At 60.4% G+C, this 24,961-nt stretch carries 27 protein-coding genes and 1 pseudogene; 17 read left to right on the plus strand and 11 right to left on the minus strand.

Annotated elements, in window-relative coordinates:
• Positions 1-94: 94 nt before the first annotated feature.
• Positions 95-814, plus strand: a complete 720-nt coding sequence (locus tag ACIOWA_RS05470) for a FadR/GntR family transcriptional regulator (protein WP_401158641.1) — start codon at positions 95-97, stop codon at positions 812-814.
• 102 nt (positions 815-916) lie between these two features.
• Here ACIOWA_RS05470 and ACIOWA_RS05475 read toward each other — a convergent pair whose 3' ends face one another.
• Together ACIOWA_RS05475 and ACIOWA_RS05480 are read right to left on the minus strand one after the other, a co-directional pair.
• The gene (locus ACIOWA_RS05475) at positions 917-3,301 is read right to left on the minus strand and encodes an RND family transporter (protein ID WP_401158643.1); all 2,385 of its coding nucleotides are present in this window, start codon (positions 3,299-3,301) and stop codon (positions 917-919) included.
• Positions 3,298-4,341, minus strand: a complete 1,044-nt coding sequence (locus tag ACIOWA_RS05480; protein ID WP_401158645.1) for a WD40/YVTN/BNR-like repeat-containing protein — start codon at positions 4,339-4,341, stop codon at positions 3,298-3,300. Before ACIOWA_RS05480 ends, ACIOWA_RS05475 begins: the two co-directional genes overlap by 4 nt.
• A 439-nt stretch (positions 4,342-4,780) precedes the next feature.
• Here ACIOWA_RS05480 and ACIOWA_RS05485 point away from each other — a divergent pair, with 439 nt between their 5' ends.
• The 7 genes from ACIOWA_RS05485 (at position 4,781) to ACIOWA_RS05515 (ending at position 10,115) form a co-directional block, all read left to right on the plus strand.
• The gene (locus ACIOWA_RS05485) at positions 4,781-5,371 is read left to right on the plus strand and encodes an amino acid synthesis family protein (protein ID WP_339433196.1); all 591 of its coding nucleotides are present in this window, start codon (positions 4,781-4,783) and stop codon (positions 5,369-5,371) included.
• 31 nt (positions 5,372-5,402) lie between these two features.
• Positions 5,403-6,236: an alpha/beta fold hydrolase gene (locus ACIOWA_RS05490; RefSeq protein WP_339433197.1), complete on the plus strand. Its 834-nt coding sequence runs from the start codon at positions 5,403-5,405 to the stop codon at positions 6,234-6,236.
• Positions 6,233-7,714, plus strand: coding sequence for an aldehyde dehydrogenase (locus ACIOWA_RS05495; protein ID WP_339494684.1), 1,482 nt, complete (start codon positions 6,233-6,235; stop codon positions 7,712-7,714). The genes ACIOWA_RS05490 and ACIOWA_RS05495 overlap by 4 nt, the downstream gene beginning before the upstream one ends.
• A gap of 12 nt (positions 7,715-7,726) precedes the next feature.
• On the plus strand, positions 7,727-8,212 hold the full coding sequence (locus ACIOWA_RS05500) for a flavin reductase family protein (RefSeq protein ID WP_339433199.1): 486 nt from the start codon (positions 7,727-7,729) through the stop codon (positions 8,210-8,212).
• A gap of 137 nt (positions 8,213-8,349) precedes the next feature.
• Positions 8,350-8,739, plus strand: a complete 390-nt coding sequence (locus tag ACIOWA_RS05505; protein ID WP_339433200.1) for a carboxymuconolactone decarboxylase family protein — start codon at positions 8,350-8,352, stop codon at positions 8,737-8,739.
• 58 nt (positions 8,740-8,797) lie between these two features.
• On the plus strand, positions 8,798-9,550 hold the full coding sequence (locus ACIOWA_RS05510; protein WP_339433201.1) for a GntR family transcriptional regulator: 753 nt from the start codon (positions 8,798-8,800) through the stop codon (positions 9,548-9,550).
• A 1-nt stretch (position 9,551) separates the two neighbouring features.
• Positions 9,552-10,115, plus strand: a complete 564-nt coding sequence (locus ACIOWA_RS05515; protein WP_339494688.1) for an NUDIX hydrolase — start codon at positions 9,552-9,554, stop codon at positions 10,113-10,115.
• A gap of 38 nt (positions 10,116-10,153) precedes the next feature.
• On the opposite strand, the gene ACIOWA_RS05520 is transcribed toward ACIOWA_RS05515, so the two are convergent.
• The gene (locus ACIOWA_RS05520; RefSeq protein ID WP_339494690.1) at positions 10,154-10,450 is read right to left on the minus strand and encodes a DUF1330 domain-containing protein; all 297 of its coding nucleotides are present in this window, start codon (positions 10,448-10,450) and stop codon (positions 10,154-10,156) included.
• A gap of 65 nt (positions 10,451-10,515) precedes the next feature.
• Here ACIOWA_RS05520 and ribBA point away from each other — a divergent pair, with 65 nt between their 5' ends.
• From ribBA to ACIOWA_RS05545, 5 genes are all read left to right on the plus strand, one after another.
• The gene (gene ribBA, locus ACIOWA_RS05525) at positions 10,516-11,625 is read left to right on the plus strand and encodes a bifunctional 3,4-dihydroxy-2-butanone-4-phosphate synthase/GTP cyclohydrolase II (protein ID WP_401158649.1); all 1,110 of its coding nucleotides are present in this window, start codon (positions 10,516-10,518) and stop codon (positions 11,623-11,625) included.
• Positions 11,626-11,946: 321 nt separating this feature from the next.
• Positions 11,947-12,972 (plus strand): ABC transporter substrate-binding protein, encoded by a 1,026-nt coding sequence (locus ACIOWA_RS05530; protein ID WP_339433205.1) that lies wholly within the window; start codon positions 11,947-11,949, stop codon positions 12,970-12,972.
• On the plus strand, positions 12,969-13,916 hold the full coding sequence (locus ACIOWA_RS05535) for an ABC transporter permease (protein WP_401158759.1): 948 nt from the start codon (positions 12,969-12,971) through the stop codon (positions 13,914-13,916). The genes ACIOWA_RS05530 and ACIOWA_RS05535 overlap by 4 nt, the downstream gene beginning before the upstream one ends.
• A gap of 6 nt (positions 13,917-13,922) precedes the next feature.
• Positions 13,923-14,732, plus strand: coding sequence for an ABC transporter permease (locus ACIOWA_RS05540; RefSeq protein ID WP_401158651.1), 810 nt, complete (start codon positions 13,923-13,925; stop codon positions 14,730-14,732).
• Positions 14,733-14,749: 17 nt separating this feature from the next.
• Positions 14,750-15,904 carry an ABC transporter ATP-binding protein gene (locus tag ACIOWA_RS05545; protein ID WP_401158653.1) on the plus strand — a complete coding sequence of 385 codons (1,155 nt, stop codon included), beginning with the start codon at positions 14,750-14,752 and terminating at the stop codon, positions 15,902-15,904.
• Between the two features lie 108 nt (positions 15,905-16,012).
• On the opposite strand, the gene map is transcribed toward ACIOWA_RS05545, so the two are convergent.
• From map to ACIOWA_RS05575, 6 genes are all read right to left on the minus strand, one after another.
• Positions 16,013-16,804, minus strand: a complete 792-nt coding sequence (gene map, locus ACIOWA_RS05550) for a type I methionyl aminopeptidase (protein WP_339433208.1) — start codon at positions 16,802-16,804, stop codon at positions 16,013-16,015.
• On the minus strand, positions 16,801-17,028 hold the full coding sequence (locus tag ACIOWA_RS05555; RefSeq protein ID WP_221734137.1) for a ParD-like family protein: 228 nt from the start codon (positions 17,026-17,028) through the stop codon (positions 16,801-16,803). Before ACIOWA_RS05555 ends, map begins: the two co-directional genes overlap by 4 nt.
• A 114-nt stretch (positions 17,029-17,142) precedes the next feature.
• Positions 17,143-18,108 carry a sensor domain-containing diguanylate cyclase gene (locus ACIOWA_RS05560; RefSeq protein WP_339494691.1) on the minus strand — a complete coding sequence of 322 codons (966 nt, stop codon included), beginning with the start codon at positions 18,106-18,108 and terminating at the stop codon, positions 17,143-17,145.
• A gap of 63 nt (positions 18,109-18,171) precedes the next feature.
• Positions 18,172-18,750: a hypothetical protein gene (locus ACIOWA_RS05565; RefSeq protein ID WP_339433210.1), complete on the minus strand. Its 579-nt coding sequence runs from the start codon at positions 18,748-18,750 to the stop codon at positions 18,172-18,174.
• A gap of 1 nt (position 18,751) precedes the next feature.
• Positions 18,752-20,914 (minus strand): molybdopterin cofactor-binding domain-containing protein, encoded by a 2,163-nt coding sequence (locus ACIOWA_RS05570; protein WP_401158657.1) that lies wholly within the window; start codon positions 20,912-20,914, stop codon positions 18,752-18,754.
• Positions 20,915-20,934: 20 nt separating this feature from the next.
• Positions 20,935-21,390 carry a (2Fe-2S)-binding protein gene (locus tag ACIOWA_RS05575; RefSeq protein WP_339433212.1) on the minus strand — a complete coding sequence of 152 codons (456 nt, stop codon included), beginning with the start codon at positions 21,388-21,390 and terminating at the stop codon, positions 20,935-20,937.
• A 543-nt stretch (positions 21,391-21,933) separates the two neighbouring features.
• Here ACIOWA_RS05575 and ACIOWA_RS05580 point away from each other — a divergent pair.
• Positions 21,934-22,299 carry a DUF6124 family protein gene (locus ACIOWA_RS05580; protein WP_339433213.1) on the plus strand — a complete coding sequence of 122 codons (366 nt, stop codon included), beginning with the start codon at positions 21,934-21,936 and terminating at the stop codon, positions 22,297-22,299.
• A 113-nt stretch (positions 22,300-22,412) separates the two neighbouring features.
• Positions 22,413-23,081: a class I SAM-dependent methyltransferase gene (locus ACIOWA_RS05585; protein ID WP_339433214.1), complete on the plus strand. Its 669-nt coding sequence runs from the start codon at positions 22,413-22,415 to the stop codon at positions 23,079-23,081.
• A 27-nt stretch (positions 23,082-23,108) separates the two neighbouring features.
• Here the strand turns inward: ACIOWA_RS05585 and ACIOWA_RS05590 are convergent, their stop codons facing one another.
• Entirely contained in the window at positions 23,109-23,291 is a 183-nt protein-coding gene (locus tag ACIOWA_RS05590) for a hypothetical protein (protein ID WP_401158761.1), read from the minus strand.
• Here ACIOWA_RS05590 and ACIOWA_RS05595 point away from each other — a divergent pair.
• Positions 23,259-23,465, plus strand: a pseudogene (locus ACIOWA_RS05595) (VOC family protein); the annotation flags it as partial. The gene ACIOWA_RS05590 and the pseudogene ACIOWA_RS05595 sit on opposite strands and share 33 nt — an antisense overlap.
• Positions 23,466-23,500: 35 nt before the next feature.
• A complete protein-coding gene (locus tag ACIOWA_RS05600) occupies positions 23,501-24,334 on the plus strand; it encodes a helix-turn-helix domain-containing protein (protein WP_401158662.1) in 834 nt (277 codons plus the stop codon).
• 21 nt (positions 24,335-24,355) lie between these two features.
• Here the strand turns inward: ACIOWA_RS05600 and ACIOWA_RS05605 are convergent, their stop codons facing one another.
• On the minus strand, positions 24,356-24,943 hold the full coding sequence (locus ACIOWA_RS05605; RefSeq protein WP_339494697.1) for a LysE family translocator: 588 nt from the start codon (positions 24,941-24,943) through the stop codon (positions 24,356-24,358).
• Positions 24,944-24,961 lie beyond the last annotated feature (18 nt).

Below are 24,961 nucleotides of genomic sequence, written 5' to 3' on the forward strand. Positions count from 1 at the left end.
CCGCTCCCACATTTGATTGTCTGTCTGCCTCACGTTTGTGTCGTGCCTGCTATGATGCGCGGCATCTTAATCGCTCAGGATCGCGCCACTCCCCATGGATTACCGCAAACCTTCCGACCGCAAAAGCATGCACTCGCGCATCGTCCAGGAATTGGGCATGCAGATCGTCTCCGGACGCTTCCTGCCCGACGACAAACTGCCCGCCGAAGCCTTGCTTTGCGAGGAGTACGCGGTCAGTCGACCGGTGTTGCGCGAAGCCACGCGGGTGTTGGTGGCAAAAGGTCTGGTGTACTCCAAACCGCGCGTGGGCACGGTGGTCAAGGCGCGCCGCGAATGGCACATGCTCGACCCGGACGTACTGCACTGGCTGATGCAAAGCAGCCCGCAGAATGAATTTTTCAATATCCTGACCAGCGTGCGCAGCATCATCGAACCGGCCGCCGCCGCCCTCGCCGCCCAGCATGCGACCGATGCTGAGATCACCGCCATCGGCGAGGCTTACCAGCGCATGGAGGCTGCGTCGACACCGCAAGCCCTGCTGCAACCGGACCTGGATTTCCACAGCCGGATTGCCGATGCGACTCACAATGATTTGCTGGCAAATCTGTGCAACATGCTCTCGGTGGCGATTGCCGAGGCGTTGAAGCATTCGAATCAACGGCCGAACCTGCATGAATTGGCGTTGCCACGGCACAAGGCGATTCTCACCGCGATCGAGAACCGTGATGCCTTGGGTGCAAGGCATGCGACGTTGGTGCAACTGGATGATGCACGCAGTGCGCTGAGCGTAGTGCTTGGTACCGAACGCTCCTGAACACTGAAGATCGCCCGCTCCCACAGGGGGTTAGTGTGAATATCGAGATATAAAAAAAGCCGCAACCCGAAGGTTGCGGCTTTGTCGTTTCAGGCGCTCAGGTCAGTGGGCAAACAACGAATTGCCTTTCTGCCCCGCCAGCTTCTCCGGTTTGATCAGGAACTTGGCCAGTGCCGGCAGCAGCCACAGCGCACCGAACATGTTCCACAACAGCATGAAGGTCAGCATCAGGCCCATGTCGGCCTGGAACTTGATCGCCGAGAAGATCCAGGTGCACACGCCGATGGCCAGGCACAGGCCGGTGAACAGCACCGCTTTACCGGTGGATTTCAGGGTCTGGTAATAGGCTTCCTGCAACGGCAGACCGGCACGCAGGAAACTCTCCAGACGGCTGTAGATGTAGATGCCGTAGTCCACGCCGATCCCCACACCCAACGCCACCACCGGCAAGGTCGCGACTTTCACGCCGATGCCCATGAACGCCATCAGTGCGTTGCCGAGTACCGACGTCAGCACCAGTGGCAGCACGATGCACAAGGTCGCCGCCCACGAGCGGAAGGTGATCATGCACATGACTGCCACACAGATGTACACCAGAATCAGGATGGTCAATTCAGCCTGCTTGATGACCTCGTTGGTGGCGGCTTCGATCCCGGCGTTACCCGCCGCCAGGATGAACTCCAGACCTTCCTTATTGTTCTCCCTGGCAAATTCCTGCACCGCATGCACCGCCCGATCAAGGGTTTCAGCCTTGTGATCGTTGAGGAACACCAGCACCGGCGCTACTGAGCAACTGTTGTTGTACAGGCCATCGGCCCGTGCAATCGAGCTGTTCAGCACGTCTGGGTTGCGCGACAGGGTTTCCCATTTCAGGTTGCCCTCGTTCATGCCCTTGATCATCTGCTTGGACACGGTCACCAGCGAGATCGCCGACTGCACGCCCTCGGTGTTCTGCATCTTCCACATCAGCTCATCGATCGGTGCCATGGCTTCGTAACGCGAACAACCTTCTTTCTTGGTCTTGACCATCACCACCAGCACGTCGGAGCTGGTCGAGTAGTTGTTGATGATGAAGTTGTTGTCCTTGTTGTAGCGTGAGTCCGGACGCAACTCCGGCGCACCTTGGTCGAGGTCGCCGATTTTCAGGTTCTGGCTGTACCAGAGGCCGCCACCGAAGGCGATCAGCGCCAGAGCAACGGAGACCGGTGCGACTTTCGGGCTGGCGAAGTTCGACAGCAGGCGCCAGAACGGATGTTCGCGGTTTGCGTCCTTCTTGCTTCTGGCAATGGCGCGTTTACTGATGCCGACATAAGAGATCGCGACCGGCAGCAGAATCAGGTTGGTGAACACGATGACGGCCACGCCGATGGACGCGCCGAAAGCCAGTTCGCGGATCACACCGATGTCGATGATCAGCAGCGTGATGAAGCCGACCGCGTCCGCGAGAATCGCGATCATCCCCGGCAGGAACAGTTGCCGGAACGTTCGCCGTGCGGCGGTCAGGGCGTTTTCTGCCTCGCTCGATTGCAGGGCGATCCCGTTGATCTTCTGCACACCGTGGGAGATGCCGATGGCGAAGATCAGGAACGGCACCAGCATCGAATACGGATCAAGCCCAAAGCCAAAGAAGTGCATCAACCCCAGTTGCCAGACCACCGCCACCAGCGTGGTGCTCAACACGGCAATGGTGCTGCGCACGCAGTTGGTGAACCACAGCAACAGGATCAGGGTGATGACGAACGCGATGCCGAAGAACAGCACCACCATCACCAGACCGTCGATCAGGTCGCCCACTTTCTTGGCGAAACCGACGATGTGGATTTTGACGTTGGGGTTTTGCGCTTCGAACTTGTCGCGGATCTTTTCTTCCAGTTCATGGGAGAACTTGCGGTAATCCAGCGCCAGCAACTTGCCCTGATCCTGCGGGTCCGGGTACGACTCCAAGAGCGGAATGTCGACGATGCTCGACTTGAAGTCGTTGGCCACCAGACGCCCGACCTGACCGGACTTGAGCACGTTGTTGCGCAGCAGATCGAGGCTGTCTTGCGAGCCGTTGTAGCTCTGCGGGATCACTTCACCGCCGGCAAAACCTTCTTCGGTCACTTCGGTCCAGCGCACGCTCGGACTCCACAGCGACTTGAGACCGGACCGGTCAACGCCGGAGATGTAGAACACCTCGTCGTTGATCTGGCGCAGGGTCTCCATGTATTCCTTGGAGAAGATGTCGCCGTCGGTGGCTTCCACCGAAATACGCACGGTATTGCCCAGGTTCGCCAGGTCGTTGCGGTGCTCCATCATCTTCTCGATGAACGGATGCTTGAGCGGGATCATTTTCTCGAAGCTGGTGGACGGCCGGATCAGCGTGGCCTGCCAGAACAGAAAAATGCTCACCACCAGGCAGATCAGGATCACTACCGGGCGGTTGTTGAAAATCAGACGTTCAAGGAACGTCGCCTTGTCCTGATGATGATTGCTCAAGGAAGTCATAGCCCCGCCTTCTTATTATTGATCTCGGCACCGTTTGGCAGCGTGGTGTGAACACCGCCCTGCCCGGTCAGAATCAGGTTGCCGTTGCCGGCGGCGGTGACCGACGACAGCGAAATGCGATCCGGGCGATTGAACACGCTGAAGGTCTCACCGTCGTCGCTGCTGCTGATCACCGAGCCACCGTTGCCGACGATCACGATCGAGCCGTCCTCGAGCAACGTAGCGCCGGACAGACCGAATTCCAGCGAGCCTCGCGCAGCTTTCAGCTCGACCTGTTCCCAGGTGCTGCCGAAATCCGTGGAGCGGTAGAGGTTGCCGCGCAAGCCGTAAGCGAGCAGCGTCTGCGGCGAAGCCGTGCCGATCACGCCGAACAGCGAGCCTTCATAAGGGCCTTCAAGTTTTTCCCAGGTCTGCCCCCCATCAGCGGAGCGGAACATGCTGCCCGACTCGCCGACAATGAACAGCCCGGCGTCTTTCACCGCCGCGATGGCGTTGAGGTGAAACTGGTCTTCGTTGTCGAGGCGGTCGCTGATGTCTTCCCAATGCTTGCCGCCGTCGGTGGTTTCCAGCAGCGCGCCGTAGGCACCTACGGCGATGCCGCTGTTGACGTCCTTGAACCAGACGTCGAGCAGCGGCGATTCGCGTTTGAGGTCTTCGAATTGTTTGGTCCAGGTCAGACCGCCGTCCTCGCTGGCGAGAATCTGCGCATCGTGGCCGACGGCCCAGCCATGTTTGTCGTCGACAAAGTACACAGCGGTCAGCAGTTGCCGGCTCGGCACCTTGGCCTGGGTCCAGGACTTGCCCTGGTCATCGGAATAGAGAATGTGCCCACGATCCCCGACGGCCACCAATCGGGCGCCGGCATGGACGACGTCAAGCATCAGGCTTTTTGCGGCTTTGGCTGATTCGAGGGCATACACCACGTCGGCTGGCGCCTCGGCGGCGATCACGGGTGCCGACACGCTGGCGAAGCCCAGCATGGAGAGTGCTGTGACCAGCAACGCGGTGTTGCGAAACGCCGGCGGGCGGCAACGACTCATAGACCTTCCCCTATTTATTATTGTTAGGCCGTTTGGCCTTCAAGGGCGCCGCAAGGGTGCTCCGGTGATGACTGGTCAGAAGCATAGTCCTGAAACCCGCCATCCAGAGCCCCTTCGGAAGCTGGCTCATCCTATCGGGCTTTCGAAACGTCTGACAATCGGCGCCACGTTATCTTTTGTTAACCAGATACAGGCTCCTGTCGCCAGTGATTTGCATTGTGGGAGGGGGCTTGCTCCCGAAGGCGATGTGGATGCGCCGATTTCGCGAGCAAGCTCCCTCGCACAGGGTTAGTGGTGTTTTGGGGATTTGTGGCTGTAGGTGAATGCATGGCCATTCGCCGGATGGATGCGGCAAAAGTTACCGAGGGGACTTGCACGATTGGTATTATGGTATACCATCAGACGCACAGACACTCTCAATCCCCCTACGGAGCAGCTCATGAGTTTCGAAATTCGCAAGATCGTCAGCTATGTCGAAGAAACCTTCATCGAAGGCGGCAAAGCCACCGACACGCCGGTGACCATGGTCGGCCTCGCTGTTGTGATGAAAAACCCTTGGGTGGGTAACGGCTTTGTCGAAGACCTGAAACCGCAGATCCGCGCCAACTGCTCCGACCTCGGCGCCATGATGGTCGAGCGTCTGGTCGGCCTCATTGGCGGCGCAGAAAAGATCGAGGCCTACGGCAAGGCTGCCGTGGTGGGTGCTGACGGCGAAATCGAACACGCCTCCGCCGTGATCCACACCCTGCGCTTCGGCAACCACTACCGCGAAGCGGTCAAAGCCAAGAGCTACCTGAGCTTCACCAACAAGCGCGGCGGCCCGGGCACTTCGATTCAGATTCCGATGATGCACAAGGACGACGAAGGCCTGCGTTCGCACTACATCACCCTGGAAATGCAGATCGAAGACGCACCGCGCGCCGACGAAATCGTCGTGGTGCTGGGTTGCGCCGACGGTGGCCGCCTGCACCCGCGCATCGGCAACCGTTACATCGATCTGGAAGAACTGGCCGCCGAAAAAGCCCAGTAATCACAATAAAAAGGCATTGCAGGAGCGCTCCATGATTCGGCTCACCGCTGAACTCACCCCGGCTGGCACCAGTTATCTGGCGACCGGCGAAGGCCAGCCCGTGGTCTTGATCCACGGCGTGGGCCTGAACAAAGAAATGTGGGGCGGCCAGATCGTCGGCCTCGCCACGCAATATCGGGTGGTCGCTTACGACATGCTTGGCCATGGCGCCAGCCCGCGACCGGCCAGCGGTACCGACCTGCTCGGTTACGCCGATCAGTTGCTGGAGCTGCTCGATCACCTCAACCTGCCGCAAGCAGCGGTGATCGGCTTCTCGATGGGCGGTCTGGTGGCGCGGGCCTTTGCGCTGCATTACCCGCAGCGCCTGCAAAGCCTGGTCGTGCTCAACAGCGTGTTCAATCGCAGCGAAGAGCAGCGCGCCGGCGTCATTGCGCGCACCGCTCAAGCCGCCGAACACGGTCCGGACGCCAATGCCGAAGCCGCGCTGTCGCGCTGGTTCAGCCGCGAATATCAGGCCGCCAACCCGGCGCAGATCGCCGCGATCCGCCAGACCCTGGCCGGCAATGACCCACAGGGTTACCTGACCACCTACGAACTGTTCGCAACGCAGGACATGTACCGCGCCGACGACCTGAGCAGCATTCAGGCGCCGACGCTGATCGCCACGGGCGAGCTCGACCCCGGTTCGACCCCGGAAATGGCCGAGCAACTGGCCCGCCGCATCCCCGGCGCGAAGGTTGCCGTGCTGGCGGAACAACGGCATATGATGCCCGTAGAGTCGCCGCGTCTGGTCAACCAGACGCTGTTGGAATTTCTCGAATTCGCACACTCCCGACAAAACCATATAAAGGGGATCGTTGCATGACACTCGCACGCTTCCAGATGTGCATCGGCGCAGAATGGGTCGATGCCCTCAGCGGCAAGACTTTCCAAAGCCTCAATCCAGCCCTGGCCGAACCTTGGGCTGAACTGCCTGACGCAGATGAGGCCGACGTCGAACGCGCTGTGCAATCAGCGCAAAGCGCGTTCGACAGCCCTGCCTGGCGCGGTCTGACCGCCACCGCGCGCGGCAAACTGCTGCGCCGCCTCGGTGACTTGATCGCCGAGAACAAAGAGCAACTGGCGCAGCTGGAAAGCCGCGACAACGGCAAACTGATTCGTGAAACCCGGGGTCAGGTGGGTTATCTGCCGGAATTCTTCCACTACACCGCCGGTTTGGCTGACAAGCTCGAAGGCGGCACCTTGCCGCTGGACAAGCCCGACCTGTTCGCCTACACGGTTCACGAAGCCATGGGCGTGGTCGCGGCGATCATTCCCTGGAACAGCCCGCTGTACCTGACCGCGATCAAACTGGCGCCGGCGCTCGCCGCCGGTAACACCATCGTAATCAAGCCGTCAGAGCACGCGTCGGCGACCATCCTTGAACTGGCGCGTCTGGCCCTCGAAGCCGGGATTCCGCCAGGCGTGGTCAACGTTGTGACCGGTTACGGCCCGAGCACCGGCGCCGCCCTTACCCGCCATCCGCTGATCCGCAAGATCGCCTTCACCGGCGGCGCGGCCACGGCCCGGCATGTGGTGCGCAGCAGCGCCGAGAACTTCGCCAAGCTGTCGCTGGAACTGGGCGGCAAGTCGCCGAACATCATTTTTGCCGACGCCGATCTCGACAGCGCGATCAACGGCGCGATTGCCGGGATCTATGCGGCCTCGGGCCAGAGCTGTGTGTCCGGTTCGCGATTGTTGGTGCAGGACGAGATTTACGACGAGTTTGTCAGTCGTCTGGTCGAACGGGCCAAACGCATCCGCATCGGCAACCCGCAGGAAGACAGCAGCGAAATGGGCCCAATGGCCACCGCGCAGCAACTGGCAGTGGTCGAAGGGCTGGTCGCCGACGCCATCGCAGAAGGCGCGCGCTTGCGCACCGGCGGCAAACGTCCGAGCGGTCTCGGTGAAGGTTGGTTCTACGAGCCGACGCTGTTCGAGTGCGACCGCAATTCGATGAAGATCATGCAGGAAGAAGTCTTTGGCCCAGTGGCGTCGGTCATCCGTTTCAAGGATGAGGCCCAAGCGCTGGCGATCGCCAACGACTCGCAATTCGGCCTCGCCGCCGGCATCTGGACGCGCGATCTGGGCCGCGCCCATCGCCTGGCGCGCGACGTGCGCTCTGGAATTATCTGGGTCAACACCTACCGCGCGGTGTCGGCAATGGCGCCCATCGGCGGCTTCAAGAACAGTGGCTATGGACGCGAAAGCGGCATCGACTCGGTGCTGGCCTACACCGAACTGAAAACGGTGTGGATCAACCTCTCTCAGGCGCCAATGCCTGATCCGTTTGTGATGCGCTAGGAGTCCTGCGACATGATCGAACCCGGCATTTACAAAGACGTCATGAGCTCGTTTCCGTCCGGCGTCACGGTGGTCACCACCCTCGATCCGGATGGCGCCATCGTCGGCATCACCGCCAGCGCCTTCAGTGCGCTGTCGATTGATCCGGCGCTGGTGCTGTTCTGCCCCAATTACGCTTGCGACACCTACCCCGTGCTGCGTGACAGCAAGAAATTCGCAATCCATTTGCTGTCCGCCGAGCAGACCGCTGAAGCCTACGCCTTCGCCGGTAAAGGCAAGGACAAAGCCAAAGGCATCGAGTGGCACTTGAGCGAACTCGGGAATCCGATTCTCGCCAAAGCCACCGCAATCATCGAGTGTGAATTGTGGCGTGAATACGACGGTGGCGACCACGCGATCATCGTTGGCGCAGTGAAAAATCTGATCCTGCCAGCGCAACCGGTAGCGCCGATGATTTATCACAAGGGCAAGCTGGGCGCCCTGCCCACCTTGGCCTGACGGATACACATTGTTCCCAATGTGGAAGCGGGCTTGCTCGCGAAGGCATCGTGTCAGCCGACATCAATGTCGAATGATCCACCGCATTCGCGAGCAAGCCCGCTCCCACAGGGAGAAACAGGGTGATTGGAGGAATGATGAGTCACGAAAAGTACGAAAAAGGCCTGAAGATCCGCACTCAGGTTTTGGGCGAAGCCTATGTGCAACGCTCAATAGAGAACGCCGACGACTTCACCCGTCCGCTGCAGGAAATGGTCACCGAATACTGCTGGGGTCATGTCTGGGGTCGCGAAGGTCTGTCGCTCAAAGAACGCAGCATGATCAACCTGGCGATGATCTCGGCGCTTAACCGCCCGCATGAACTCAAGCTGCATGTACGTGGCGCCTTGCGTAACGGCCTGAGTCGTGAGCAAATACGCGAAATTCTGCTTCAGGTCGGCATTTATTGCGGCGTCCCGGCGGCCGTGGACAGTTTCCGGCTCGCCCGTGAAGCCTTCGCCGAAGCCGACGCCGAGGCCTCCAGTTAACCCCTCGGCTGTTTAGATGCCCGTCTGGCATGGACAGCCAACTTAAAGAGCGGACCCCATGAAACGCCAGCCACTCGACGACAGCTTCAAGGTCAATCGCAACCCCGTTACCCTGCGCGAAATCGTGCTGGATAAACTGCGTAGCGCGATCATGAATTTCCAGCTCATGCCAGGCGATCGTCTGGTTGAACGCGATCTGTGCGATCGCCTGGGCGTGAGCCGCACGTCGGTGCGCGAAGCCTTGCGTCACCTTGAATCCGAAGGCCTGGTGGAATTCGCTGACGCCAAGGGCCCGCGTGTCGCCATCATCACCCTGGCCGACGCCGTCGATATCTACGAACTGCGTTGCGTGCTGGAAGGCCTGATCGTTCAACTGTTCACCCTGCGCGCCAAAGCCAAGGACATCAAAGCCCTGGAAAAAGCCCTCGAAGAGAACCGCAAGGCGCTCAAGGACGGCGAGCTGCAACAGGTGATCGACTCGGTACAAGGCTTCTACGACGTCCTGCTCGAAGGCTCCGGCAACCACGTTGCGGCCACGCAATTGCGCCAGTTGCAGGCACGCATCAGCTACCTGCGGGCGACGTCGGTGTCCCAGGAAAACCGTCGTGGCGCCAGTAATCAGGAAATGGAAAAAATGGTCGCGGCAATCAAGAGCGGCGACCCGCTGCTGGCGCATCAGGCCTGCGTTGATCACGTCCGCGCTGCCGCGACGGTCGCCCTCGATTACCTCAAGCGCAAACAGGAAGAGACCGGCGCAACTCCCGCGATCACCCTGCCCATCGCGCTGAAAGAACCGCGCATAGGTCACTGACATGTCCAGCCCGAGCTTTTGCCCGAAATGCGGTGGCCCTGACCTCGGTCAGCAGATGCCGCCGGGTGATACGCACGAGCGCCTGATGTGCCGCGGCTGCGGCTACATCCACTACGTCAATCCGAAGATCATTGCCGGCTGCATCATCGAGCAGGACGGCAAATACCTCTTGTGCCAACGAGCGATACCACCGCGTCCGGGCACCTGGACGTTGCCAGCGGGCTTCATGGAAAGCGGCGAGACCACCGAGGAGGCGGCGCTGCGCGAAGTCTGGGAAGAAAGCGGCGTGCGCGCGGAAATCGTCTCGCCCTATTCGATCTTCAGCGTGCCGAAGATCAGCGAGGTGTACATCATCTTCCGCGCCCTCGCGCTGGAGATCACCGGCCAGTTCGGCCCCGAGACCCTGGACTACAAGTTCTTCGCCCCCGAAGACATCCCGTGGGAGCAGATCTACTACCCGGCGATCCGGCAGATCCTCGAGCGTTACATCGAGGAACGCCAGGCCGGGGTGTATGGGATCTACATGGGCAACGACGACAGCGGCAAGATTCATTTCATCCGCTGACGATCACCGTCGCCCCCACAGGGGATTTGTGGTGATTCTCAAAGTGGCGCCACGCCCTCGACGATGATGATTTCTGCCCTCGCCCATTCCTCGCGGTAGCGCTTCGCCTCCTGATACGCCGCCGAGTGGTAGCACGCCAGTGCTTGCTCGTAGCTATCGAATTCGATCACCACACTGCGCTGTGGCGTCTTGCGTCCTTCCATCGCCTCGCTGCGCCCGCCTCGCGCCAGAAATTTCGCGCCAAACTCGGCGAACGCTTTCGGGGCGCGTTGGGTGTATTGGCTGTAGTGATCGGGATCGGTGATGTCCACGTGAGCAATCCAGTACGCCTTCATAGTGACCTCTTGGTTGAATTTGTATTATGGTATACCACGAATTACATCCACATCGAGAGTCCAGCATGGCCTTCAACAGCATCGAAGAAATCATCGAAGATTATCGCCTCGGCAAAATGGTCCTGCTGGTCGATGACGAAGACCGGGAAAACGAAGGCGACCTGTTGCTGGCCGCCGACCGTTGCACGCCCGAAGCGATCAGCTTCATGGCCCGTGAGGCCCGGGGGCTGATTTGCCTGACATTGACCGACGATCACTGCCAACGCCTGGGGCTTGAACAGATGGTGCCGAGCAACGGCAGCGTGTTCAGCACCGCGTTCACGGTTTCCATCGAAGCGGCGGTCGGCGTGACCACCGGCATTTCCGCCGCCGATCGCGCCTGCACCGTTGCTGCAGCTGTGGCGCAAAATGCTCGCGCCGAAGACCTTGTGCAGCCCGGGCATATCTTCCCGCTGCGCGCCAAGGAAGGAGGCGTGCTGACCCGCGCCGGTCACACTGAGGCCGGTTGCGACCTGGCGCGCCTGGCCGGGTTCACCCCCGCCTCGGTGATCGTCGAAGTGATGAATGATGACGGCACCATGGCCCGTCGCCCGGACCTGGAAGTGTTCGCGCGCAAGCACGGGATCAAGATCGGCACCATCGCCGACCTGATCCACTATCGCCTGAGCACCGAGCACACCATCGAACGCATCGGCGAGCGCGAATTGCCGACGGTCCATGGCACGTTCCGATTGATCACGTTTGAAGACCGTATCGAAGGCGGCGTGCACATGGCGATGGTCATGGGCGATTTGCGCCGCGAAGCGCCGACGCTGGTGCGCGTGCATGTGATCGATCCGCTACGCGATCTGGTCGGCGCCGAGTACAGCGGGCCGAGCAACTGGACATTATGGGCGGCGCTGCAGCGGGTCGCGGCCGAGGGCCACGGCGTTGTCGTGGTGTTGGCCAATCATGAGTCGTCCCAGGCTTTGCTGGAGCGTGTACCGCAACTGACTCAACCGCCCCGACAGTTCAGCCGGTCGCAATCGCGGATTTATTCGGAAGTGGGAACCGGGGCTCAGATTCTGCAGAACCTTGGGGTGGGCAAGCTGCGCCATCTCGGCCCGCCACTGAAATATGCAGGCCTGACCGGGTATGACCTGGAGGTGGTCGAGAGCATCCCGTTCACCGAATAATCCACGCCAAACACAATTCCAACTGTGGGAGGGGGCTTGCTCCCGAAGGCGATGTATCAGTCGACATCAATGTTCAATGACCGACCGCGTTCGGGAGCAAGCCCCTTCCCACAAGGGTTTTGCATTTCCCGATCGTCATCTCACGGCCCCAAAAAGGACATTCGCCAGATAACCGGTAAGGCAAAGTGCTTGCACAAAGTTTGGAATACCATAATATGATATTCCATAGACCGGACATTCCAAAGAACGTCCATCTACTGCTCCCCGATAGGCGGGCAACAACGCAAGCCCGCTCAAAAACACAACAATGAGGGCGTAAAAATGGTGTTGAACAAAGCTGCAACCGCAATCCTTTTTGCCGGACTGCTGAGCGTCACCGGCCAGGCCGCCATGGCCGCCGAGAGCGTGAATTTTGTCAGTTGGGGCGGAAGCACCCAGGATGCGCAGAAACAGGCCTGGGCTGACCCGTTCAGCAGGGCCAGCGGCATCACTGTCGTGCAGGACGGTCCGACCGACTACGGCAAACTCAAAGCCATGGTCGAAAGCGGCAACGTGCAATGGGACGTGGTCGATGTCGAAGCCGATTTCGCCCTGCGCGCCGCCGCTGAAGGGCTGCTCGAACCCCTCGATTTCAACGTCATCCAGCGCGACAAGATCGACCCACGCTTTGTCAGCGATTACGGCGTCGGCTCGTTCTTCTTCTCCTTCGTCCTCGGCTACAACGAAGGCAAGCTCGGCGCTGCCAAGCCGCAAGACTGGACGGCGCTGTTCGACACCAAGACCTACCCCGGCAAACGCGCCCTGTACAAATGGCCAAGCCCCGGCGTGCTCGAACTGGCGCTGCTGGCCGATGGCGTACCCGCCGACAAGCTCTACCCGCTGGACCTGGATCGCGCCTTCAAGAAACTCGACACCATCAAGAAAGACATCGTCTGGTGGGGCGGCGGCGCGCAGTCGCAGCAACTGTTGGCCTCGGGTGAAGTCAGCATGGGTCAGTTCTGGAACGGCCGCATTCACGCCCTGCAAGAAGATGGCGCGCCGGTGGGTGTGAGCTGGAAGCAGAATCTGGTCATGGCTGACATTCTGGTGATTCCAAAAGGCTCGAAAAACAAGGACGCGGCGATGAAGTTCCTGGCCAACGCCAGCAGTGCCAAAGGCCAGGCCGACTTCTCCAACCTGACCGCTTACGCCCCGGTCAACGTCGACAGCGTGGCGCGCCTGGATTCGGTGCTGGCCCCGAACCTGCCGACTGCCTACGCTAAGGATCAGATCACTCTCGACTTCGCGTACTGGGCCAAAAACGGCCAGGCCATCGCGACACGGTGGAACGAATGGCTGGTCAAATGAAAATGGCGGCCACTGCGTCCCGTCCCTCCACTGCCACCGGGAGCACCGCAAGCGCTGCCGGCTCGGCCGCAGGACAAAAGGCGATTGCGATGCCGCAAGTCCCCTCCCTCAGACAACGCTGGCGCGGCGCCGGCAACCTCGTCCCGGCGCTGCTGTTCCTCGGCCTGTTCTTTCTGGCGCCGTTGATTGGTTTGCTGTTGCGCGGTGTGCTCGAACCCACCCCGGGCCTTGGCAACTATGAACAACTGTTCGCCAACTCGGCGTATGCCCGCGTGCTGCTCAACACCTTTTCAGTGGCCGGGCTGGTGACGCTGTTCAGTCTGTTGCTGGGCTTCCCGCTGGCTTGGGCGATCACCTTGGTGCCGCGCGGCTGGGGTCGCTGGATCCTCAACATCGTGTTGCTGTCGATGTGGACCAGCCTCCTCGCCCGCACCTATTCGTGGCTGGTGCTGCTGCAAGCCTCAGGGGTGATCAACAAGGCTTTGATGGCGCTGGGCATCATCGATCAGCCGCTGGAAATGGTGCATAACCTGACCGGCGTGGTGATCGGCATGAGCTACATCATGATTCCGTTCATCGTGCTGCCATTGCAGGCGACCATGCAGGCCATCGACCCGATGATCCTGCAGGCCGGCTCGATTTGCGGGGCCAGCCCATGGACCAACTTCTTACGGGTGTTCCTGCCCCTGTGCAGGCCCGGGCTGGCGTCCGGTGGGTTGATGGTGTTTGTGATGTCGCTCGGTTACTACGTCACCCCGGCGCTGCTGGGCGGAGCGCAGAACATGATGCTGCCGGAGTTCATCATTCAGCAGGTGCAATCGTTCCTCAACTGGGGCCTGGCCAGTGCCGGCGCCGCGTTGCTGATCGCCATCACCCTGGTGCTGTTTTACTTCTACCTGAAGCTTCAGCCGGAATCCCCGGTTGGCGCCAGTAACGCGAGGTAAGCCGAGATGCTCCTGACTCCCAATGCCATGAGCCGCCGGATGCGTTTCGGGCTCTACACCACCACCGGGCTGATCGGTTTGTTTCTGCTGTTGCCGATCGTGTTCATTGTCCTGCTGTCGTTCGGCTCGTCCCAATGGCTGGTGTTCCCGCCACCGGGGTGGACACTGAAATGGTACGGCCAGTTCTTCTCCAACCCCGACTGGATGAATGCGGCACTCGCCAGCCTCAAGGTGGCGGTGTTGACGACCGTCTGCGCCGTGATCCTCGGTCTGCCGACAGCGTTTGCCTTGGTACGTGGGCGCTTTCCCGGCCGGGAACTGCTCTATGGCCTGTTCACTCTGCCGATGATCGTGCCGCTGGTGATCATCGCCGTGGCGGTGTACGCGCTGTTCCTCAAACTCGGTTACACCGGGACGATGTTTGCCTTTGTGGTCAGCCATGTGATCGTCGCGTTGCCGTTCACCATCATCTCGATCATCAACTCGCTGAAGCTGTTCGATCAGTCGATCGAAGACGCGGCAGTGATCTGCGGCGTCTCACGCCTGCAAGCGGTGCTCAAGGTGACGTTCCCGGCAATACGTCCGGGCATGGTCGCCGGCGCCCTCTTCGCCTTCCTCGTTTCGTGGGATGAAGTGGTGCTCAGCGTGATGATGGCCAGCCCGACCCTGCAAACCCTTCCCGTGAAAATGTGGACCACCCTGCGTCAGGACCTGACACCGGTGATCGCCGTCGCTTCGACGCTGCTGATCGGCCTGTCGGTATTGGTCATGGTGATCGCCGCCGCCCTGCGCCGGCGCAACAACATCAGCGCCTGAGCGCCCAGGAGTACGACATGAGTGCCGTGATCAAAGACGCATCCCAGCAGAACGACAACCCCCTGGTCAGCCTGCGCAACCTGAACAAGCAGTACGGCGACTTTGCCGCCGTGGACAACATCTCCCTGGACATCAAGGACGGTGAGTTCCTCACCTTCCTCGGCTCCAGCGGTTCCGGAAAAAGTACGACGCTGTCGATGCTCGCCGGTTTCGAAACCCCGAGCAGCGGCGAGATCCTCGTCAACGGCCAGTCGCTGGTCAATGTGCCGCCGCACAAGCGCGACATCGGCATGGTGTTTCAGCGTTACTCGCTGTTCCCGCACCTGTCGGTGCGCGACAACATCGCCTTCCCGCTGGCGATCCGCAAACTCGCTGCGGCCGAACGCGACAAGCGTGTCGATGCGATGCTCAAACTGGTGCAACTTGAACAGTTCGCTCATCGCCGCCCTTCGCAACTGTCCGGCGGCCAGCAACAGCGTGTCGCCATCGCCCGGGCGCTGGTCTATGAGCCACGCATTCTGCTGATGGACGAACCGCTGGGTGCGCTGGACAAAAAACTGCGCGAAGACCTGCAAGACGAACTGCGCCAACTGCATCGTCGGTTGGGCATCACCATCGTTTACGTGACCCACGATCAGGAAGAAGCCATGCGGTTGTCCCAACGCATTGCGATTTTCAGTCACGGCAAGATCGTTGGTTTGGGCAGCGGGTATGACCTGTATCAGAATCCGCCGAACGCGTTTGTCGCCTCGTTCCTCGGCAACTCGAACTTCCTCAAACTCAAGGCGCAGGGCAATGCGGCCGCGAGTTTTGAAGGGCAGCCGCTGTCGATCCGACTGACCGCAGGCCTGCACGCTGATCAAGATGTGCTGCTGATGGTACGCCCGGAAAAAGCCTTGGCGCTGAGCGTGCAGCAAGCGAGCGATGAGCCGTTGATGGGGGGGTGGAATGAGGTGTCAGCGACGGTGGTTGAAGTGCTGTTTCTCGGCGAGAGCCAGACCTGCAGCGTGGTGACCTCGGGCGGGACGTCGATGACCGTCAAAGCGCTGTCGGCGGCGGGCATGCCACTCAAGGCGGGGGATCCGGTACGCGTACGCTGGGCCACCGCCGATGCCTGCGTCTACACCGAATGGAGCGAAAGCGACCTGAACAAAGCCGCCGGCGCTCACTAAACGCATCAACACACTACAAATCCCCCTGTGGGGCGAATCCAAAAAATCGTCCATCACCGATCAAATCTGTGGGAGCGGGCTTGCTCGCCGCCACAGGTTTTGTGGCCCTCAGTTAATCGCGGCAAAACCCTCAATCTGATCCGGCCACGGCGTCAACACTTCAAACCCGCTTTCCGTCACCGCCACCATGTGCTCCCATTGCGCGGATAACGAACCGTCCTTGGTCAGCACAGTCCAGCCGTCCGGCATGTTCTTCACATGACGTTTACCCGCGTTCAGCATCGGTTCGATGGTGAAAATCATCCCGGCCTTGAGCTTCATGCCTTGATTGGGAAAACCGTAATGCAGGATCTGCGGCTCATCGTGGTAGACCTTGCCGATTCCGTGCCCGCAATACTCGCGCACCACACTGAAGCCTTCCTTCTCCGCCAGGCTCTGGATCGCATGGCCGATATCACCCAGGGTCGCACCCGGACGCACCGTGCGAATGCCGGCGCACATGGCGTCGTAAGTGGTCTTGATCAAGTGCTGCGCCTGCGGCGTCGCTTCACCCACCACATACATGCGGCTGGTATCGCCGAACCAACCGTCCTTGATCACCGCGATGTCGAGGTTGACGATGTCGCCATCCTTCAACGGTGTGCCCGATGGAATGCCGTGGCACACCGCGTCGTTGACCGAGGCGCAGACCGTTTTTGGAAAGCCGTGATAACCGACATTGGCCGGAACCGCTTTCTGTACGTTGACGATGTAGTCATTGCACAGCCGATCCAGTTCATCCGTGGTCACGCCAGCCTTGACGTGCGGCACCAGCATCGCCAGCACTTCGGCGGCGAGCTTGCCGGCGACGCGCGATTGAGCGATCTCGGCCCGGGTATTGATCTTGATCTGGTTTCTCATGCGGTGACGGCTTCCTGAGTCAGTGTTTGCAAATCCAGCCCACCGTTCTGCTCGGCGCGGATGAGCAAGCGGCAAATGGCGCTGTGATCGAGGTTGGGGTGCAACTCGGCGAGCATGCCGATGCGCATCCAGTGCTCGGCCTGCGCGTTGATCGAGCGGCTGAGGGCGTTACTGGAGATGCGCAGATTCTCGTGCATGTCTTCTGAAATCTTTACGATGCCCATGGCAAAATCCGATACGAAATGTATACGGATCATATATTAGTCATCGGAGTAAACGAAACCATTGCGCCGAACATTGACGACACAATCCATTCCCAAATGCATGACTAATCTGAATCAGACACGCTTCAACGCCTGCTTATGCGCATACATCGCGCCATCCGCATCCGCCAGCAGCCGATCCACAGTGTCATGGCGCTTGGCGTCGTACTCGATCTGGCCGACGCTGAAGCGAATCGCATAACCACGCTGCAACATGGCGTTGCGCTCCTGGAGAATCTCGTTGAGTCGCGCCATGATCGCCGTGGTTTCGACGTGACTGGAGCCTGTCAGCAAGGCGACAAATTCATCGCCGCCCAATCGCCCGACCACGTCGCTCTCACGAAAGGCAATGCGCAGCACGTCGGCAAAGGTCTTGAGCGCACTGTCACCCTCGGCATGACCATAGAGATCGTTGATCTGCTTGAAGTCATTGAGGTCGAAGAAAAGCAGCGTCGCCGGCCTGTTCAGCCGTGCGCAAGCATCCAGCGCGTGCTGGGCCAACTGCATGAACCCACGGCGATTGGACAACAGCGTCAACTCGTCCATGCTCGCGATCTGTACCGCCATCAACTCCTGCTCGGCCATACCAGCCAGGTCACGCAGTAGCGCACGTTCTTCGTCATCGAGTTCACGGGGTTTGGTGTCGATCAGGCAAAGCGTGCCCATCTTGTTGCCATTGGGCACGGTCAACGGGTAGCCGGCGTAGAAGCGAACGTTCGGTTCGCCGGTGACCAGTGGGTTGTCATGGAAACGCTCGTCCTGGCGGGCGTCGGGCACCAGCAACAAATCGTCCTTGAGAATCACATGACCGCAGAATGAGACGTCCCTGGGTGTTTGCGTGACGTCCAGCCCGACACAAGACTTGAACCACTGCCGATCCTTGTCGACCAGTGTCACCAGGGCAATCGGCACATTGAACAGGCGCCTGGCCAGTCGCGTCAGTCGATCGAAACGCTCCTCCGGAGCAGAATCGAGAAGGTTGAGTCCGTGCAGCGCTTGAATGCGCGCGTCTTCATTGGCGGTTTTTCCTGGGACCAGCATTCGCACACTCCATTGGCATCCATACACTTCAGCGTAGCGCTAATTCAGCAACGGCTCAGATTCTCATCCCCCCGCCACCGGACACGGCCCGCCGGCATCGGCCCAGAGCTTGAACTGGTTCACGAATAGGTCGTGGGGCACCGGCACCGGCGCACGCCCTGCCCCGGGGTTCCAGCCCCATAGCACCAGTTTGTCCTCGCTGACGTGTTTGATCAGCGCGGCAAAATCGCGATCACCGTTGCTCGAACGGTCCTTGATCATCGCGCAGAGTTTGTCCGCTGGCAGGCCAATCCAGGCCATTTTGTGCGCCGCCGGCGGGAGGCTCCAGTGCGGCGCACCGGGAGGCGCATGGGGGCCGTAACTGGCGGGCGGATTGCTTTGGGCGTGACACGTTGCGCACGGCAAACCGGCGGCGCCCTTGCCGTCCATGCCCCGCACCACGTTCATCGCGTGGGGCGTGCCGGCATCGAATTGCAAGGGTGAATCCCCGGGAATGTGGCAGTTCTGGCAACGCGGGCTCTGGAATACTTTCTGAATGGTGTCGAACGCCTTCAAGGCTTGCTGATCATCGGCGAACAGTTGCGAGGTGTATCCACCTGCACCCATCAGAACCAGTGCGCCCAACAGCAGATGTCGTTTCATCTCACACCCCCGACAATTGCAGCGGCAATTGGCGCAGTCGCTGCCCGGTCAAAGCAAACACGGCGTTGGCCACCGCCGGTGCGGTCGGCGGCACACCCGCCTCGCCGATGCCGCCGGGTTTATCGTGGCTGGGCACGATATGCACCTCAACCACCGGCATTTCGTTGAGCCGCAGCACCTGATAGTCGTGATAGTTGGACTGCGTGACCATGCCGTCCTTGAGCGTGAGTTTGCTGTGCAGCGCCATGCCCAGACCGAAGGTAATGCACGACTCCATCTGCGCCGCGATGCTCTGCGGATTGACCGCGATCCCGCAATCCACCGCGCACACTACGCGATGCACACGAATGGCCAGATTGTCCTGAGAAACCTCGGCCACTTGCGCCACATAGCTGCCAAACGATTCGTGCACCGCCACGCCCAAGGCATGCCCGTCCGGCAGCGGCGCCGACCAGTTGGCCTTCTCCACCGCCAGATTCAGCACGCCAAGATGCCGTGGATGCGCCTTGAGCAACGTGCGGCGGTAGTCGACCGGATCCTTGCCTGCCGAAGCGGCCATTTCGTCGATCAACGACTCCATGACAAACCCGGTGTGGCTGTGCCCCACTGAGCGTAACCACAGCACATTGATCCCGGTCTGCGGCGAATGCAGTTCAACCTGATGATGGGCCAGACCTTTGACGTAAGGGCTGTCGGCCACGCCCTCAACCGACGTCGGGTCAATGCCGTTCTTGACCATGGTCGCCTCCATCAGCGTACCGGTCATGATCGATTGCCCGACCAGCACATGCTGCCAGCTCAACGGCATGCCATCGGCTCCCAGCCCTATACGCGCCTGATGCAGGAACATCGAACGGTAATAACCGCCGCGAATGTCATCCTCCCGCGACCATACGGTTTTCACCGGCATGCCCGCCGCTTTCGCCACCTCCACCGCTTCGGCCACAAAATCGGAGGTTGGATTGGCCCGACGACCAAAACCGCCGCCAAGGAATTCGGTGTGGATTTCGACCTGCTCGGGTTTAAGTCCGGTGATCTTGCCGGCAATCATTTGGTCCAGCGTCTGAAATTGCGTACCGGTCCAGATTTCACACTTCTGGGCGCTGATCTTCACCGTGCAATTGAGCGGCTCCATCGGCGCGTGAGCCAGGTATGGCACGCTGTACTCAACGTCGATCTTTTTCGCCGCTTTACCGAAGTTGCCCATGGCATCCCCGGCCTGACTGGCCGACGTGCCCGGTGTGGCGGCCAGTTTGCGAAAGCGCTCCAGCACGTTCTCGCTGCTCAGGTCTGCGTGCGGCCCCAGGTCCCAATCGACTTTCAGCGCATCACGGCCCAGTTTCGCCGCCCAATAATGCTCGGCGATCACGGCCACCCCGGTCGGCACTTGCACCACTTTATGCACGCCCGGCACGGCCAGCGCTTCGGCGCCCTCGAAGGATTTGACGCGGGCACCGAATACCGGCGCTCGGGCAACCATCGCCGTCATCAACCCTTCAAACTGCACGTCCATGCCGAACCTGGCGCGGCCGGTGATCTTCTCTGGGGTATCGAGGCGTTTCGTGGGTTTGCCGATGACCTTCCAGTCCTTGGCCTCTTTAAATGTAATGGATTTCGGATCGGGCACCGGCAATTGCCCGGCGGCGTCCGCCAACTCGCCGTAAGTGGCGCGTTTATCGCCAGCGATCACCACGCCCGACTCGGTGCGAATCGTCGAAGGCGCCACGTCAAAACGCTTGGCCGCCGCCTCAACCAGCATTTGCCGCGCCGTAGCGCCCGCCAGCCGATAGCGGTCGAACTCCATCCAGGTCGAGGTCGAGCCGCCGGTAATCTGCATGCCGCCAAAACCGGGTAGACCGTAATCGGCGGCCGAGGCTGGCGAGTGTTCGACGCGAATCTTCGACCAGTCGGCCTCCAGCTCTTCGGCGATCAGCATGGTCAGCCCGGTCCAGATGCCCTGCCCCATCTCCGAATGCCCAAGCAGCACGGTGACGCTGTTGTCCGGTGCAATGCGCAGGAACGCATTGGGCGCAAAGACCTTGCCCTCATTCTCCGCCGCCAACGCAAAACGATGGGCGCCGGGCACCACAAACGCCACCACCAGACCGCCGCCCAACATGGCACTGCCTTTGAGAAAACCCCGACGCGATACGGGACTGTTCATGGTCTGTCTCCCCTTCTGGTTCAACCGATTTCGGACGCACGTTTGACCGCGGCGCGAATTCTTGGATAAGTGCCGCAACGGCAGATATTGCCGGAGAGCGCCTGATCGATATCGCTGTCGGTGGGTTTGGGGATTTTCGCCAATAGGGCTGCGGCGGACATGATCTGCCCGGACTGACAATAACCGCACTGCACCACATCCAGTTCTGCCCAGGCTTGCTGCACCGGGTGCGAGCCGTCCGTGGACAGGCCTTCGATGGTGAGGATTTTCTGCCCATGGGCGACGGCGGTGGCCGGGGTGATACAGGCGCGCAACGGCGCACCGTCGACATGCACGGTGCAGGCGCCGCACTGGGCCATGCCGCAGCCGAATTTGGTACCGGTCAGGTGCGCGATATCGCGCAGAACCCAGAGCAACGGCATGTCCGCGGGGACATCGAGCTCCTGATCCTTGCCATTGATATTCAGGGTCAGCATCGGGGATTTTCCTCAGACTCACGGTGTTCTGAAGGGGCGTCGCTGCGGCCGCGAAACCTGCGCACGCTTGGGCTTATCCCATTGAGCTAAGCGCAATTTGCGTTTTAGGCCAGATGCGGCGACCACCGGTCATGCATGAGTGCTCTGAATGGTGAGGGTGTCGCAGACTCTCGCTAACCCACATTCCCCCTGCGTAAACATCATTGCGTGAGCGCGTTTAAATGACACTCCGCGTTACGCCATACAGGCTACAAAACCTTGCGCCGTTACCTACGCGTACGCCAGAATCCGCCGGCTTACACGGCTGTGGGGCGGGTTGTATCGTTTCCCTGTCACTGCAAAACAGTGATCGGGTTTGGTAGCCCGTCTGTAATAGTCGTGTGGCAACACCTTGTGCAGTCTTTCATATGGTGGTCATGCGTGGGGCTCCTTTGCGAGCGCCGGGTTCCTATTGCAGCCGGTCTACCAACCCGCGTATGGCCGCCACCCTCGTTTGGTAGCGAAAGTGATGGTTCCTTGAAATCTGCAATAGGAGTTTCATCCATGTTCAAAATCACACCCAACCCACCGCACACCGATCCAGTCCCACACGACCCCGCCCTTGACCCGCAAAAGGTCAAAGAAGCAACTGATCGCGCCCTCGACTACTACCTCAGACCCGAAGCACTGTCGGCCCCGCCAAGCTCGCCCAAGTTTCGCCCCGTCTTTCTCGTCGATCCCACGCTGGATGAAGAAACCCTGCTCGTCGAAGCCTGTGAGTCGCTGTCATACGCTCATGCCATGGCCGGTAACATCGCCGACTCGGTGGGCGGCCCGGAGCGAAAACCGCTGCTGGCACTGCAACAGGTGATCATGTTGAACGAGCTGTTGGTCAACCGATTGCTGGATAAACTGCGCCTGCCGCAGTAGGTACCACACGGTTCGCCATGCAGGGCCAGTGCATCCTGCATGGCGATCTTGAACGCGGCGTCCATACTGATCTTTGCGCACGGCATCCTCCACTCAACGGTCCGGACAACGACATGCCCTCCCCTGAATCCACTCTTTTGCAGAGCTGGCACGACAACGCCCACGTCTGGATCGAAGTGGTCCGCAGCGGCGCGATTGAAAGCCGTCAGCAGGTCACCGATCAGGCGATCCTGCTGGCAATCATGGGCCGGCAACCTGCGCGCGTGCTCGACCTGGGTTGCGGCGAAGGCTGGTTATTGCGGGCACTGGCGGATCGGGGCATTGCTGCAGTGGGCGTGGATGGCGACGCGACATTGGTTGAAGCGGCGCGTTTGGCCGGTGCATCGCAAGTGTATGTCGCCAGTTATGAAGCGCTGGTTGAAGCGAATGTGGACATCGGGCGGGACTACGACCTGATCTGCGCCAATTTCTCTCTGTTGCATCAGGACATCATCCCGCTGCTCGCGGCGATGAACGCCTTGCTGGTGCCCGGCGGTGTGCTGGTGATCCAGACGCTGCACCCATGGGCCGTCGCGGCCGGCGATTATCAGGATGGTTGGCGGCAAGAGACCTTCGCCGGGTTCGAAGGCCAGTGGCAGCCGATGCCGTGGTATTTCCGCACGCTGTCGAGCTGGATCAATGCGCTCGACATGGCAGGTTTCCAGTTGGCCGCACTGCAAGAACCGCAGCATCCGCAAAGTCCTGTGCCGCAGTCATTGCTGATGGTGGCTGAGCGGCGCTAGTTTCAGTCACGCAGCTCCCACAGGGTTTTACAGTGCTTGTTGGATCAGCGGCGGGCCACTGAGGCGGTATTGCGCCAAAAGGCGCATCACACAGCCCACTTTCAGCAGGGTTGGGCCAATGATGGTCATGGCGTACATCACTACCAACAGCGCGATCGGCATGCGGCCATCGTAGAGGTAGGCGCCGGTGGGCCGGTTGAAGCGCAGCAATGCGGCTGGCTCAAGGACAAGTTCGGCGTGTCGTGGCAAATCGTGCCGGTGGCGTTCATGCACATGATGCTGGATGCGGACACCCGCAAGTCCCAACGGGCGATGCAGGCCATGTTCACCATGAAAAAACTCGACATTGCCCAACTGGAACGCGCCTTTGCCGGCCAGAGCTAATACACTCGGGCCCTGGCCTGCCGGGAACGACGTCGATGAAACACGCTGCCGCGAAAAACCCTGAAAAAGCCCCGCGTTTCTGGCGCGACGAGGCTCTGCCCTTTATCGAGGCGCGGGGTATCGCTGATGGTCGCGAGGTTTGCTACGCGCGGCATTCTCATGCGCACTTTTCCATCGGGGCGATTACTGCCGGGCGCAGCACGTATGTGCATGAACAGGCGCAGTTCGAAGTCGCCGCCGGCACCGTGGTGTTGATGAACCCCGGTGATGTACACGCCTGCAATCCGATCAATGATCAGCCGTGGTCATACCTGATGCTGTACGTCGAAACGCCATGGCTAACCGATTTGCAACATCAACTGGGCTTCAGTGCCGAGCTTGAGTTTCGCCGGTTTGCGACCACCCATCTCAACGATGCCGGCCTGTTCCGCGATCTCAAGGGGTTATACGAAATTCTCGTCGACGGGCAACAGGATGTGCTGCGAAAACAGAGCGCTGCGGTCGAGTTTTTCACGAATCTGCAATTGCGCCTGAACCCGGCTGAACAGCCATCGCGCGAGCCGAATTACAAGCTTGAACGCGCCGCCGATTACATCCGCGAACACTGCACCGATCTGCTGAGCCTCGATGACATTTGCCGCGCGGCGCAGTTGTCGCCGTCGTACCTGATCCGCGCCTTCAAGCAGCATTACGGCATGACGCCCCATGCGTTTGTGATCAACCAGCGCATCCAGTTCGCTCGCGAGCGGTTGCGCAGTGGACGGTTGATTGCCGATGTGGCGCTTGAGGCGGGGTTTGCCGATCAAGCGCACTTTCAACGGGCGTTCAAACAGCATCTGGCGGCGACGCCGGGGCAGTATCGGGGCTGACAGCAATCCCCTGTGAGGATTTCAAGGCAACAACAGATAAATCGCACACACCGCCAACAACCCTGCCATCAGCCTGTTGAACAGGCGCATCCCCGCCGGGTTGCCCAGGTAGCCGCGCAAGAACGTCCCGGCATACGCCCAGCAGCCCACCGACAGATAGCAGATCACCAGATACACCGCCGCGAACTGCCAGACCAGCCGCGCCTCGCCATCGGCGACAAACGCGCCCATGCCGGCCACGCACGCCAGCCAGGCTTTCGGGTTGAGCCACTGCATGACCGCGCCATAGAGCATCGAAGGTGCGCGGCCCGAGTCCCCGGCATTCAACTGCCCGTTGTCGGTCGCCAGCTTCCAGGCCATGAACAGCAGAAACGCCACCCCGGCCAGTTGCACGACGCGGGTCATGAATGGCCAGAGTTTGAGCACTTCATGCAGCCCCAAGCCCATCAGCACCAGCAACAAGACAAAGCCCAACGTAGCTCCGGCGACATGCCGTTGGCTGGCGCGAAAGCCGAACTGCGCGCCGCAACTCAGCGCCACGATGTTGACCGGGCCGGGGGTAATGGACGCGGCCAGGGCAAACGCCGCCATCGAAACAATCAGACTCATCGCACACCTGCTTCAAAC

Origin of the sequence: Pseudomonas sp. NPDC087614, from assembly GCF_044743485.1 — a bacterium.
Taxonomy (GTDB): Bacteria; Pseudomonadota; Gammaproteobacteria; order Pseudomonadales; family Pseudomonadaceae; genus Aquipseudomonas; species Aquipseudomonas baetica_A.